The organism is Sphingobacterium sp. UT-1RO-CII-1, from assembly GCF_026711005.1.
Lineage (GTDB): Bacteria > Bacteroidota > Bacteroidia > Sphingobacteriales > Sphingobacteriaceae > Sphingobacterium.
This window is the reverse complement of the sequence record NZ_JAPPVJ010000002.1, coordinates 18,512-32,336: the sequence shown is the minus strand read 5'-3', so window position 1 is coordinate 32,336 and position 13,825 is coordinate 18,512. Positions and strand designations below refer to the sequence as shown.

Here is a 13,825-nt window from a genome sequence, read left to right as displayed (position 1 = left end):
AATTAATATAGAATTATAGATAGCTACAAGCGAATCAATGGAAAAACAGCTTATTAAGTAAGCATATGAAGAAAATTTCCATTTGTTGTTAAAAAAATTCCCGGCGATCTATTTAATTCAATTTTTTTGAGTTTGAAACTCTTGGAAAATTAAATCTTTAAGAGCTATAATTCAAATCTTAGCTAGTTACCATCTTTTATATTATCACATAATTCTTGTAAACTATCTAATAATCTAGCAACATGAAGTCCATCACAAGTAGCATGGTGAACTTGTATAGAAAGAGGCATTAATACTTGCTCTGCATTTTTCATATATTTACCAAGAGTAAAAATAGGCGCAAAATATTCTCCAAGATCAGGTAGGTTTAGATTGAAACCATCAAAACTAATCCAAGGTAACATAGAGATATTAAAAATGTTATCTATACCTTTTTGAGGAGATAGCGCATAGTTTCCCTTATACTTTTCTTGAACTTTATCGTACTCTTTTAAAAAAGCCTTCAAATCATCAGTATAAAGCGTACACAATTCTGAGAAGGTCTCCGTTTCAGCATGCATTGTTGTATAAGCAGGATTTACGGTTTCCCACTGTATTAACTCACCATTTTTCATAGCAAATTTAAACTCTGGATGCTTATTAACTGCTTTGGCAATTAAGTAAATGATGACGGGATAAAACTTATATCCGCGCTCCTTTATAAATGCAATAACTTCGGTAATATCTATTTTCGTTGTTAAACTAAAGCTACATCTCAATTGATCTTTATAATGATAAAAATGCTCTTTCCTATTCCAGGATTCAATATCAAACTTTTTATAATTCATTGTTATTTATTTATTCCTAACAAAAATAAGGTTACTTGTCCATTGTAAAGATAAAAAAGATACTACGAGAGTATAAATCGATAAAGTCTACATCAAACATCTTATGCGATAATAATCAAAACTGTTGTAAAGTTTTGTTTTTAACTTTACATTATAAAAATAATACAATGCAAAAAATAGATATATTTAAACGGCTACGCAATGGCGAAACCATTTCACCAAACGACCCCGAAGCCTATAAAATGCGTGAAGCATCGAACAAGACAAAAGAATTATTGATACAGATGAACAACGCAACAGCCCCGAAAGAAATAAGGGAGTTGTTGAGCCAGATCACAGCGACTGAAATAGACGAAAGCGTTGCCGTTTTCACGCCTTTGTATATCAACTACGGAAAGCACACAAAAATCGGAAAAAACGTATTCATCAATTTCGATTGTGTTTTTTTGGATTTAGGTGGAATTACCATTGAGGACAACGTACTGATAGCACCGAAAGTAAGCCTGTTGTCGGAAGGACACCCCATAGAACCCGAAAACAGACATGCCCTCGTGCCGAAACCTATCCATATCAAAAAGAATGCTTGGATTGGTGCAGGAGCCACTATTCTGCAAGGAGTAACCATTGGTGAAAATTCCGTTGTAGCTTCGGGTGCAGTGGTTTCAAAAGATGTTCCCGACAATACAGTTGTGGGCGGCATTCCTGCGAAAATTATTAAAAAGATTGAATAATAAAAAAGATCCTTTACAAGACTCCATACCCACTTTAGACTGCAAACAATTATATGCCTATAGTACGGATAAAAGAACACACATACCCAGAGCGAAAAATAGCGTACCAAAATAAGATACAGTGAAACTCAAAACAATCATAAAAAAAACCGCCTGTTTAAATAACAAGCGGTTTTTGCAATAGTATTATAATAAAGCTCTAGTTAGAGCTTCTTTTCTTTCATTAATAAATAAACCGGCACCTCCTATATCGGGCTACTTCTTATTTACCTCAGCCCGAACACCCTCAACCACAGCTACAGTTGTCTCGGCGATACTGGCAATCTGCTGGTCTGAAAAATCAGTTTGATTGATCAGATTGCGAATAAAAGAGCGTTTTTCAGCTATTCTATCGGCTTCCGCACGTGCACGCTCTCTTTCTAACGCTAGTCGCCCTTTTTCAAGCCCTTTTTCAAGCCCCTTTGCTAGACCATACTCTCTTTCTTGTTTTTTTACGATTTCTAGTACTCCCATGTCAAGGCTCTACTTCTTAGCAATCTCAGCCCGAACACCCTCAACCACAGCTATAGTTGTCTCGGCGATACTGGCAATCTGCTGGTCTGAAAAATCAGTTTGATTGATCAGATTGCGAATAAAAGATCGCTCTTTAGCTATTCTCTCAGCTTCTACACGTGCACGCGCTTCAATACGACCTTTTTCAAGACCTTTTGCTAGACCATACTCTCTTTCTTGTCTTTTTACGATTTCTAGTACTCCCATGTCAATAGTTCCTCCTGTCACTTCATAAATATATGTATCAAAGATACTGTTTATTTCATTATCACGGATAAAGATAAAGTTTTTCAAGAAGATTAAAAAACTGATAATCCGATCTTTATCGTATTTCTGCGTATCGATCAAAGCACGGGCTATCGTGCTGCGATCGGCCGCAAGTTCCTCCTCTGGCACTTTACCTTCAAGCAAAGCTTTACGGCAAGCCAGCACGATATAGGCGAAGATATTGTCCATAGCAAGAAGCTCTCCCTCCTCGTGGTCTAAAATGTGGTAAGAAAGATAGTTAAAATGGTGCGACGTTTTTATACCATCGTATACGTACTTGCCGGACCGAACCTGCTTATCATCTCCCGTAAAAATGGCGATAGTTTCAACAGGTACTTGGTAACGATCCAGTATACGGTAGTTGTACTGGAAGATACGGAAAGAAAAGTTAGGGTCGCTCCCACCCTCGATTTCAGTATGCACGAGGAGCCAGCGCTCGGCACCATCGAGTAGGTAAACTTTAACCAACAGATCGGCAATACGGGTGCTACTCTTGCGATCCCGGTCGGGGATAATCTTTAAAAGCTCTTTATCCAGAAAGGTGATACCTTTAGGAAAATCAAACAGCTGATCGGCTTCCGCATACATAAAACGAAGAAAATCGGGAAAGTTCTCTTTAAAGATGCCTTTCAACAACTCGTCGTTCTTACGGTGCGGAATATCGGTTTTTTCAGCAGAGCCACGACCTGCAGATTGCTTGCTATCCTTAGACATAATTAACTGATTTATTTATAATTAGTAACACTAAGATAGTAAATAGAAAACTAATTACCAAATATTTTAGCAAACACGTAATTAAAATAAGTTCCTTAAATGAGCACTACATCCTCCACAAAAGCTATTTGCATATTATACTTCACATCCATCCGGATTTTATAGAAAAAAAAGGAACTATTGAGGGAGCTACCGTAGCTGTTAAAAAACTAGCTAAACTACTCCATGCCACAATCACTAATGAAAGAAAGCGAGAACCTGAATACAGTAAGCCCTTGCTTAACACTACCAGCACACAGCAACAACCCAAGGAGCACCCAAGGATGAGCCTAAAAGTCTGTACCGATCATCAATAACGACATACTTTTAAACCGCCATTCAACGATTATTACTCATAAAACAGACTTAAAAAGAAGCTATCTGTACTAAATGGTCCATTTTGAATACATACATGAAGAGTAAGGCCGTTACATGAGCGGCCAAGTACAATGACTTAGCCGCCTAAGTATACTATTTTGTCTGCTAAGTAAACATACTTAGCCCTCAATGAACAATTCTTTGCTCCATTTTGCAACGTTCGGCCGTTCTTGTAATTACACCAGCGCACAAACCCCAAGACAACAAGCGCTATGTAAAAGACAATAAGCGCTATGTAAATAACATTGACGGCTAAAACAACATACATAGTCTGATTTAGACATTACACCAAGTCCATGTAATTGCAAAATGCGCTATGTATGTTGCGCTAGTGGCTATGAATGTAGCGCGAATGGCCAGATTCTCAGCATTAGCGGCTATTTATACTACCAAAACATAGCTGTAGGTCTTATATATGAGCAGGTTTTTGAAGCTAGTAACAAAGTCTATCATAGTCGCCGTTTATTTACTAGACAAACCTTTCAAAGATGTAAGCTTACGTCTAAGGGGTTAAGCTTTAAGCGTTAAGTGTACAACGCTTGGACGGGAATAGTAGGTCATTGCTCTAAAAACATAAGACAACATCGCTATGTAAGAAGCATTAGCCATCGGATAAAATACTTTATGGAGAATATCAATGTGTTTACAAGGATCCAGTTGCTGTTTCTCCATCTATTAAACTGGCCAAATCAACCAGTAGCTACATCAGAATCAAAAAAAAACACCGAACTAAAAATAAAACTATAAAAAAAGCCATTCAATAAACTGAACGGCTATGTATATTTTTTTGCTGATGCTCTCGTTAGAGCTTCTCGATTTCTTCTATAGACAAGCCCGTACCTTTAGCAATATCAGCAATAGGCAAACCCATTTTCTTAAACTCTAAAGCGATAGCGATAGCTTCTTCTCTTTTTCCATCAGCTTTACCTTTTTGCAGGCCTTTTTCTCTTTCCTGTCTTTTGATTGTCTCTATTACACCCATTTGTATTGTGCCTCCGGTCACTTGATAAATGTATTGATCAAAATTACTATTTAAATCCTTATCTCGTATAAAAAGAAAACTTTTTAAAAATACTAAAAATGAGGTAAATTAAACCTTTATATTACGTTTTTTAAACAAAAGTATTGGTATATCTCCTAACAATATTTAGTAGCTTTGATAAGCGCAATAATAGCGACTAAAAATGTATCTCAGAGCTAGTGAGTCCGTGTTGACTCCAAGTCATCTCCGTATTGAGAGCGAGTGATACATAGCAGCAAAACAGTAGCATTTCCAGCACATTACCCATACAGCCCCTTGCTTAACACTACCACCACACAGCAACAACCCAAGGAACACCTACAGTCGTCTCGGCCATACTGGCAATCTGCTGATCAGAAAAATCAGTTTGATTGATCAGATTACGAATAAAAAATCGTCCTTTAGCTATTCTCTCAGCTGCGGCACGTGCACGCTCCTGTTCTAATTCTAGATGTCCTTTTTCAAGACCATATTCTCTTTTAGATAAAACATATATCAGGATCATAAACTGATATACACAATATTTATAAAAAATTACAAAAAACAATTAAAATAACTTATTTTAGTTAAAAAAAATAAATGAAAAAAGAAATAGTCACATTCCTGGCATTATGTTCCCTAAGCATAGCTGCTATAGGTCAGGTAAATTATGGTGTTAAAGGGGGAGTAAATCTAGGTAAATCCAGTTATTCTGAAGCTAATTTTAAAGACTATCAGACAAATAACGTATCTTTTTACATTACAGGATATAGTGAATTTAGTATAGCAAAAAATACAGCTATACAACCAGGTATATCCTTACAAGGTAAAGGTGATAAATACAAGTTTGATAAAAATAATCTGGATGGCAGTGTCACTTGGAGCACTATGTCCATAGAAATCCCTGTCAATGCAATTTATTATATTCCTACTGGTGTATCTGGATCTTTTTTTCTGGGAGCAGGTCCTTATATAGGCTTTAATGTCAGTGGAAAACAAAAAGCGAAAGGTAATATAGACAATTGGGTGAGCAATGGCAATAAAAACCTAAAATTCACTGGTAGTAAAAGAGATATGAACCTTATAGATGCAGGTTTGAATTTTCTTGGTGGCTATAAGTTGAACAATGGATTATTAGTCAATATAGGTTACGGTTTAGGTTTAAGCAATCTATCACCAAGTAATGACTCCGATAGAAAATTATCAAATAGAACATTTTCTTTTGGTATCGGGTATCAGCTTTAAGTCAAAACAACAAGCGTTATCAAGTAACATTGACGGCTAAAACAACATACATAGTCTGATTTACACATTGCAACAAGGTCATGTGATTGCAAAATGAGCTATGTATGTTGCGTTGCCGTTTATTTACTAGACAAACCTTTCAAAGATGTAAGCTTACGTATAAGGAATTAAACTTTAAGCGATAAGTGTACAACGGCTGGACGGGAATAGTAGGTCATTGCTCTAAAAACATAAGGCAACATCGCTATGTAAGAAGCATTAGCCATCGGATAAAATACTTTATAGAGAATATCAATGTGTTTACAAGAATCTAATTGCTGTTTCTCCATCTATTAAACTGGCCAAATCAACCAGATAAGTTCAGATATCCGTTTATCCAACATGACGGAAACTTATCCATGGTACTCAAGTGTTTAAGTAAATATAGCCAGTAATCCATTAAAGAGACTATTAAGATAATTTGATCAATAGGATTTTATTTCTCTTCCCTACCAAACTAAAACTTCCAGACAAAGTCTGTCCGGGGGGTCAACATACTTACCGAGATGCTTTCTTGATCTAGGCATAATTATCATATATTGGGTTAATAAACAAATATAAACACAAAAAAGCAGATTAGCTTTTGTCTATAAGCTTAAATACTACACTTGCATTATATTAAAACATTGAATACCTTAGAGAAACGATTACCAACGATTGGGTAATATAACAAAACCATATCAAAAACTTGAATTAGCTAGGTTATGAGGCATTCATTTACACTTCCCCATTTTCCCGAGTCTATATTAGAGATAGAAACGTCTTTATGGACTGGCGCGTTAACACTATGGAAAGATGGCGTAGAATTGGAACGCTCCTCAGAAAGCGGAAAGCCCTTTCTCGCACATACAGAATCCGGAGAGGTACTCAAGATGTATCCTAAATTGTCCTTTGCTCACTTGTCTCCACCACTTGAGATAGATGGTATCAAATATAATACAGCCGAAAAGCTTCCTTGGTACCAGTATGCGCTATCCGCTCTACCTTTGCTACTGGGGTTTATAGGAGGTGGTCTCGGGGGTTTTATTGGCGCTATAGGGACGGTATTAAATCTTAAGACTTTGAGTAGAGATGAGCCTGCCACCCTGAAGTATTTAAAGGTGATAGGCATATCTATCCTCTCATACGCACTGTATACGCTGATCATCTATCTACTTGTAAAGATGACAACATGATAGAGCTTATACGCATTACGGAAAACTGTACTGGAATTAAAAATTAATCATGAACACAGGAGTGCTAAACGAGCAAATGGACCGGATTTCCTCGCTATATTAAAAATAAAGATGTACAGAGAAGCGGACATAAAGCGAAAAAAAGGTAAGTAATCCATATATAAATTATCACTTAAAGCCTTAATAAAAGAAATAAACTTCTGTCAGGATAAATTATGATTGTATACTAGTTAATTTTTTGTAGAATCATAATATACCTCACGTAGTACTTCCCTAAAAAAACTGTCCGCTTTATCTGTTAGTTTTTGATAAAGACACCATCCCGATAAGTGTATAAGTTCTTAATTTTTCTATTATATTTTAAAATATAATAACACACCCCTACCAAAACAATTTCTCTGTATATATAATAGGTAGTAAGGATATGGAGATAAAAAAACTAATAGAAAAGTTCAAAACCGGAACGATTACGCCCGCTGAACTTGATAAGCTAAAAAGTCTGATCAAGGAATATCAAGGTTCTAAGGAGTTATTAACTTCCTTTCATGATACCTTTCAGAAATTTATAAACTCAGATTTAGAAACTAAATATTTATACCCTAGGAAAGATAAAGTAAAGAATAGGCTACTGGAAAGTATAACAGAAACGAAAAAACTGACCAATAAAAAACGAAATTGGGACAAAACAGTAATAGGATTGTCAATAGCCGCTATGCTTACAATTGTAGGTTTTATTTTTCTACATAAAACTAATGACATTGAAACATCAAATATTGAATGGGCAGAAATTAAGACAAGACAAGGCGAAAAAAAGAGTCTCGAACTTTATGACGGAAGTAAAATAATAATGAATGGAAATTCAACTATTCACTATGCAAAAACTAGCCTAGACAGCGTAAGGCTAGTTAAGCTAAAAGGTGAAGCATATTTTGAAATTAGCCCTAATAAAGTTAAACCTTTCTTTGTTATTACAGATCAGTTCATCACCACAGTTGTAGGAACCTCATTTAATATTGATTCAGAAATAGACAAGCTTATTGACGTTTCCTCCGGAAAAGTAAAAGTTACTGCACTTTATAACTCAGTCGATGAATCTACATGGAGCAAGCCTCTATCGATAAAAGCTAATTTGCAGTCATTTATACGAAGAAACAATGAGAATACAATAGAACTAACCAAAGGAGAAACAGCTAAACTCCAAAAAAACAAATGGACAATCTCTTCATTTGATAAAAACAACTGGCAAGATAATATTCTATTTTGCTTGAATGAACCATTACACAATATTGCGCAAAAAGTACAACAGCTTTATGGCGACTCTATATATGTAGCCCCCGAAATAGGAATGAAAAAGTTATCGATTACATTTAACAAAACACCTATAAACCAAATCGCAGAGACTTTAGCTGAACTGTCAAATGCAAAATTAAAATATGATGATAAAAACAAAACTTGGCAAATTATGAAATAACAACCTGCTTGTAACATTAAACCGAGGATGCTAGGCATCCCCGGAAAAATAATTAAAAGATGTCAAACAGCCTGAGAAACTTACTGACATCATTTTTCTCATTAACAAAGATTTAACCTTTATTAATTAATGCAAATATGCAAAAAAAAAGACTTATTTACCCCACCTCAAAACTCACTCAGATCATGCGTATCTCATGCCTACTCTGGTGTTTTCTTATGACCAGTGGTATTGTTTTGGCTTCATTTGAAAGTTATGGACAAAAAGAATTAGAAAGCACTATACGTGTCAAATTTGAAAACTCTAGCCTTAAAGAAGTGCTAGAACAACTTCAGGTGAAACACGCCGTTCCTTTGGCCTATGATAGCGAAGCAAACTACTTAAAAGCCAAAGTAAACTATACAGCGAATAAAAAGATTAAATTTATTCTTAAAGATTTATTAGAAGAAAAAAACCTAACGTATGAACTGCGGCATAACTTCATTAGGATAATACCTTCGCCTATTATAGCCAGCCTAAAACAGCAAAATATAGAAATAACAGGAACAGTTGTCAGCGCCAACGGAGAAAACTTGGCAGGTGTTTCTATCTTTGTTAAAGAACAACCTACTATTGGTACTACATCGGACTTAAACGGTAAATTTATTTTATCGGTTCCAACAACAGCTACCATAGTTGCTCAAATGGTAGGCTATAGAAATGTGGAAGTTTCTATCGGTAATGCAAGAAGCTACACAATCAAACTTATAGAAACTGAGGAAGGAATTGACGAAGTAGTTGTAGTAGGCTTTGGTACACAAAAGAAAATAAGCTTAGTAGGTGCACAATCTACAGTTGAAGCAAAAAGTTTACAAGTACCTGTTGCTAACTTATCAAATGCCCTTGCGGGCAGAATTGCGGGGGTAGTATCTGTTCAAAGAACGGGAGAACCAGGATTCGATGACTCCGGAATTTGGATCAGAGGAATATCAACATTTAGTCAAGGTCTGAGCGAACCCTTAGTATTAGTCGATGGTACGCCACGAAAAATGTCCAATGTCGACCCTGAGGATATCGAAAGTTTTACTGTTTTAAAAGATGCTGCAGCAACAGCTGTATACGGAGTCAGAGGGGCAAATGGTGTAGTGATTATAAAAACAAAAAGTGGTGTTGCAGGCAAACCAAAGTTTAACTTCAGATATTACGAAGGTCTAACACAATTTACCACATTACCAGAATTTGCAGACGGAATTACCTACATGCACATGTCCAATGAAGCACTAACAAATAGAGGTGCAGCTCCTATTTACAGCGAAGAAAGAATAGAAAAAACAGCTAGTGGAGAAGACCCCTACCTATATCCAAACGTAAATTGGATGGATGCTTTATTTAATAAATTTGGACATCAAAGAAGAGGTAACTTAAATATTAGTGGCGGATCAGATAGAGCAACATATTACGTAGGAACAAGTTACTTTGATGAGGTTGGTATGTACAAACAGGATAAATCTGTGAACTATAACCAACAAGTTGGCTATAAAAGATATAACTTAACTTCGAACCTGACAGTAAAACCTAGTAATATTACTAAAATTGAACTTGGTGTTCAGGGGTATCTGGCAAATGCAAACTACCCAGCAACAGGACAAGGTGATATATTCTCAAATGCCTGGATGGTAACACCTGTAATACATCCAATTATGTTTGAAAATGGAACTGTTCCAGATCAACGGGCAGGAAGCTTAATGAATCCATATGCGCACCTTACACAAACAGGTTACGCGAATCAATGGAGAAATCAGTTGTTTTCAAACTTAAGAGCGACACAGGAATTACCTTTTATATTAGATGGATTGTCAGCAACCGCAATGTTTTCTTTCGACGTTTATAATTACACAAGCATGAGAAGAACAAAGAGACCAAGTTCTTATCTTGCTATAGGAAGAGATGAAAACGGCGAAATGATGTATGAACAAACACACGAAGGAGATCGTTTTTTATCTTTTAGTAGAAGCAGCCAAGGAGAAAGAACCATTTATTTAGAAGGTGCTTTAAACTATAAAAAAGCTTTTGGCAAACACTATACTACAGGTATGCTTCTTTTTAATAAAAGCGACATGCTTAATTCTCAAGCTTCAAACTTAATAAACTCCTTACCTTACCGATATCTTGGGCTTTCCGGTAGAGCTACTTACAGTTTTGCTGATAAGTATTTTTTAGAGGCCAACTTTGGATACAATGGCTCAGAAAACTTTGCCCCTAATCATAGATTTGGTTTTTTCCCATCAGCAGGACTAGCTTGGGTATTTAGTGAGGAAGATTTCTTCAGCGGATTAAAAGATAAATTACCAGTAGCTAAATTACGTTTTTCACATGGTAAAGTCGGGAACAGTAAAATACTTAGCGGAAGCTCAGAAACACGATTTGCCTATATATCAACTATAGATAGCAGTACTGGTTATAGTTTTGGGAAAAGTAGAGGTAATAATTTTGGAGGCTATAATATAGGAGAATATGGGGTAAATGTAACTTGGGAGACCTCTATAAAAAGTAATATAGGTTTAGATTTACAAACAACAAATAATACTTTAAATCTTCAATTGGACTTTTTTAAAGAGAGAAGAGAAGGTATTTTTATTAGAAGAGGTAACGTTCCTAGCTATGTAGGTCTTCAATCAGCACCCTTTGGTAATCTAGGTATAATTGATAATAAGGGCTTTGACGCCTCGCTAACATGGAATAAACAGTTTAATGACATGTTTGTACAACTACGGGGAAATATTACTTATAATAGAAATAAAATTGTAGAAAATGATCAACCTGCCCCGCTCTACCCATGGTTAGATCAGAGAGGGAAAAAAATCGGTCAACGCTGGGGCTTAATTGCATTAGGTTTATTTGATTCGGAAGAAGAAATTCAAAATGGTCCATTACATCCTGGAACCGTAAAACCAGGTGATATACAATTTCAAGATGTTAACGGCGATGGAAAGATTGACGATTTTGACCGCATGCCTATTGGATATGGTACGATTCCGGAATTAGTATATGGTTTTGGATTTTCTTTCGGCTATAAAAACTGGTCTATATCTTCTTTATTCCAAGGAGTAGGAAATGTTGACGTTTTAATGAATGGAGAAGGAATGATGCCTTTTTCAGTTTCTATGAGTCGTGGTAATCTTTTAAGCAATATTGAAGATAGGTGGACGATAGATAACCCAAGACAAGACGCATTTTATCCACGCCTATCGGATGGTAGTCCAAATAGTAACTATGCGACCAGTACCTGGTGGGTGAAAAATGGGCGCTACCTGAGATTAAAAGATTTACAAATAACCTACCAAATCCCTCAGAATGTCGTCAAATCGATGAAACTTACCGGGGCAAATGTCTTCTTTGCTGGCTACAACTTATTTACATGGAGCCCATTTAAATTTTGGGATGTCGAATTAGGTGACGGAAGAGGTACAAGATACCCTAATATTACTACCTATTCTGTAGGCGTAAACGTTAACTTTTAAACCGCAAGAAAATGAATTATAATATGAAACATAAAATAACAGCGCTCTTTATTTCTTCTTTTTTATTGATATCAACTTCTTGCCAAAAAGATTTTCTAAATCAAGTGCCCGATGATAGATTATCATTAGAAGAAGTTTTTAACAGACGAAAACTATCAGAAGAATGGCTTGCAGGAACATACAATTTTATAAGAGATGAAGCGCATAGAACTAATGATACGCCCTGGGATGTATTGTCAGATGATAATGATGTTTCGCAAAGAAATGCACCTTATAGAGTAAATCTTGGTAACTGGAATGCTTCATCAAATTATTGGAATTTTTGGGACCACTATTACAAAGGGATACGTACTGCAACCACTTTTATTAATAACATAGATGGAAATGAAGAAATTCTGCAAGAAAGAGAGGGGGCAGCATTAATTAAGAAAAGAAAAGCAGAAGCCCGTTTTTTAAGAGCATTCTTCTATGCAGAAATATTAAAACAATATGGCCCATTTGTAATCATAGGTGATGTAGAAATAGATCCTGACCTTCCTCTTACGGATCCAGAAATGCAATTGCCAAGAAGTTCTTATGACGACTGCGTAAACTATATAGTGTCCGAATTGGATATGGCAGAAGCTGATTTAGATATAACCCATTATTATGATGGCGATGATGTATTAGAGAATGATATGGGCCGTGCTAGTAAAATTCTATGTCAGGCTATAAAAAGTAAGGTCTTGTTATATGCGGCAAGTCCGTTGGTTAATGGAAACAATGACTACAATGGCCTAACAAATAATGATGGTAGTCCCCTTTTCAATAATACTTATGACGAGAAAAAGTGGGAAAGAGCAGCAACGGCGGCAAAGTCTATTATTGATTACGCTGAATCAAGTGGACGACTTGGTTTATACAAGAAAATGGATAAAAATGGTAAAATAGATCCTTACTTATCTTATAGAGATGTTTTTCTTGATTCATGGAATATCGAGTGGATAATGGCTAGAAACAATGCTAATCTACATGGGTATCAGAGATCTTCTACACCACGGCTAGCTAATGGATATGCATCAATGGGTCCTACTCAACAGCTTGTAGATGCATACCGAATGCAAGATGGAAGCGTCCCCATTACAGGTTACAGCAGTAATGGAAGTCCGGTTATCAATACACAGAGTGGATATGCTGAAACCGGCTTTAGTAAGTTTACAGCACCAGGAGCTACACGGGAAAAAAACACATTTAATATGTATGTTAATAGAGAACCTAGGTTTTATGCCAGTATTACCTATAGTGGTAGTGATTGGATAAATACGACTTCAAGTTTAGGCGTTCGCGAAGTCCAGCTTTATTACACTGGGGAATCAGGTAAAGGTGGTTCACATGACTATTCAGAAACAGGTTACTTATTTAGGAAAAATATATCTCCTACTTATCACCCAACCCAAAATAATGTTGCAAGATCATTAGTAATGATGAGATATGCTGAGATTCTATTAAATTATGTAGAAGCACTTAATGAATACAGTCCGAATCATCCTGATATTTTAAAGTATTTAAATCAGATACGTGAAAGAGGAGGAATTCCCGCTCTTTCAACAGGTATTTCACAGTCAGAAATGAGGACACAAATAAGAACGGAAAGAAGAATAGAACTGACTATGGAACATTTACGATATTTCGATACACGTAGATGGAAAATCGCAGAACAAACTGATGGCGGTGCATTTTACGGAATGAATGTAGAAGCTGGTACATCGAATACAGATATAGCCTTTTTCCAAAGAACTCGATTTGAAACAAGGGTATTCAGAAAGAGCTTCTATTTCTTCCCTATCCCACAGACAGAAATCCAGCGGAATCCAAATTTAGTGCAAAATCAAGGATGGTAAAGCTACG

14 protein-coding genes are annotated in these 13,825 nt (G+C 36.0%); 7 read left to right on the top strand and 7 right to left on the bottom strand.

What is annotated here, in order from left to right; genetic code table 11:
• Positions 1–182 precede the first annotated feature (182 nt).
• On the bottom strand, positions 183–827 hold the full coding sequence (gene catA / locus ORI89_RS04030) for a type A chloramphenicol O-acetyltransferase (protein ID WP_268229157.1): 645 nt from the start codon (positions 825–827) through the stop codon (positions 183–185).
• Positions 828–994: 167 nt separating this feature from the next.
• Here catA and ORI89_RS04025 point away from each other — a divergent pair, with 167 nt between their 5' ends.
• Complete coding sequence (locus tag ORI89_RS04025; protein WP_268229156.1) at positions 995–1,558, top strand: sugar O-acetyltransferase; 564 nt, start codon at positions 995–997, stop codon at positions 1,556–1,558.
• 255 nt (positions 1,559–1,813) lie between these two features.
• Here the strand turns inward: ORI89_RS04025 and ORI89_RS04020 are convergent, their stop codons facing one another.
• Positions 1,814–2,071: a hypothetical protein gene (locus ORI89_RS04020; RefSeq protein WP_268229155.1), complete on the bottom strand. Its 258-nt coding sequence runs from the start codon at positions 2,069–2,071 to the stop codon at positions 1,814–1,816.
• 9 nt (positions 2,072–2,080) lie between these two features.
• The gene (locus ORI89_RS04015) at positions 2,081–3,091 is read right to left on the bottom strand and encodes a hypothetical protein (RefSeq protein WP_268229154.1); all 1,011 of its coding nucleotides are present in this window, start codon (positions 3,089–3,091) and stop codon (positions 2,081–2,083) included.
• 128 nt (positions 3,092–3,219) lie between these two features.
• Between ORI89_RS04015 and ORI89_RS04010 the strand changes: the two genes are divergently transcribed.
• Positions 3,220–3,447 (top strand): hypothetical protein, encoded by a 228-nt coding sequence (locus tag ORI89_RS04010; RefSeq protein ID WP_268229152.1) that lies wholly within the window; start codon positions 3,220–3,222, stop codon positions 3,445–3,447.
• 571 nt (positions 3,448–4,018) lie between these two features.
• Here ORI89_RS04010 and ORI89_RS04005 read toward each other — a convergent pair.
• From ORI89_RS04005 to ORI89_RS03995, 3 genes are all read right to left on the bottom strand, one after another.
• Complete coding sequence (locus tag ORI89_RS04005; RefSeq protein ID WP_268229151.1) at positions 4,019–4,180, bottom strand: hypothetical protein; 162 nt, start codon at positions 4,178–4,180, stop codon at positions 4,019–4,021.
• Between the two features lie 130 nt (positions 4,181–4,310).
• Entirely contained in the window at positions 4,311–4,490 is a 180-nt protein-coding gene (locus ORI89_RS04000) for a hypothetical protein (protein ID WP_268229150.1), read from the bottom strand.
• A gap of 325 nt (positions 4,491–4,815) precedes the next feature.
• Positions 4,816–5,034, bottom strand: a complete 219-nt coding sequence (locus tag ORI89_RS03995) for a hypothetical protein (RefSeq protein ID WP_268229149.1) — start codon at positions 5,032–5,034, stop codon at positions 4,816–4,818.
• A 74-nt stretch (positions 5,035–5,108) separates the two neighbouring features.
• Here ORI89_RS03995 and ORI89_RS03990 point away from each other — a divergent pair, with 74 nt between their 5' ends.
• Complete coding sequence (locus tag ORI89_RS03990) at positions 5,109–5,753, top strand: porin family protein (RefSeq protein ID WP_268229148.1); 645 nt, start codon at positions 5,109–5,111, stop codon at positions 5,751–5,753.
• Between the two features lie 167 nt (positions 5,754–5,920).
• On the opposite strand, the gene ORI89_RS03985 is transcribed toward ORI89_RS03990, so the two are convergent.
• Positions 5,921–6,082, bottom strand: coding sequence for a hypothetical protein (locus ORI89_RS03985; protein WP_268229147.1), 162 nt, complete (start codon positions 6,080–6,082; stop codon positions 5,921–5,923).
• 414 nt (positions 6,083–6,496) lie between these two features.
• Between ORI89_RS03985 and ORI89_RS03980 the strand changes: the two genes are divergently transcribed.
• From ORI89_RS03980 to ORI89_RS03965, 4 genes are all read left to right on the top strand, one after another.
• A complete protein-coding gene (locus ORI89_RS03980; protein ID WP_268229146.1) occupies positions 6,497–6,967 on the top strand; it encodes a hypothetical protein in 471 nt (156 codons plus the stop codon).
• 424 nt (positions 6,968–7,391) lie between these two features.
• Entirely contained in the window at positions 7,392–8,438 is a 1,047-nt protein-coding gene (locus ORI89_RS03975) for a FecR family protein (protein WP_268229145.1), read from the top strand.
• 137 nt (positions 8,439–8,575) lie between these two features.
• Positions 8,576–11,938, top strand: a complete 3,363-nt coding sequence (locus ORI89_RS03970; protein WP_268229144.1) for a SusC/RagA family TonB-linked outer membrane protein — start codon at positions 8,576–8,578, stop codon at positions 11,936–11,938.
• 23 nt (positions 11,939–11,961) lie between these two features.
• Positions 11,962–13,818, top strand: coding sequence for a RagB/SusD family nutrient uptake outer membrane protein (locus ORI89_RS03965; protein WP_268229143.1), 1,857 nt, complete (start codon positions 11,962–11,964; stop codon positions 13,816–13,818).
• The last annotated feature ends 7 nt before the right edge of the window (positions 13,819–13,825 follow it).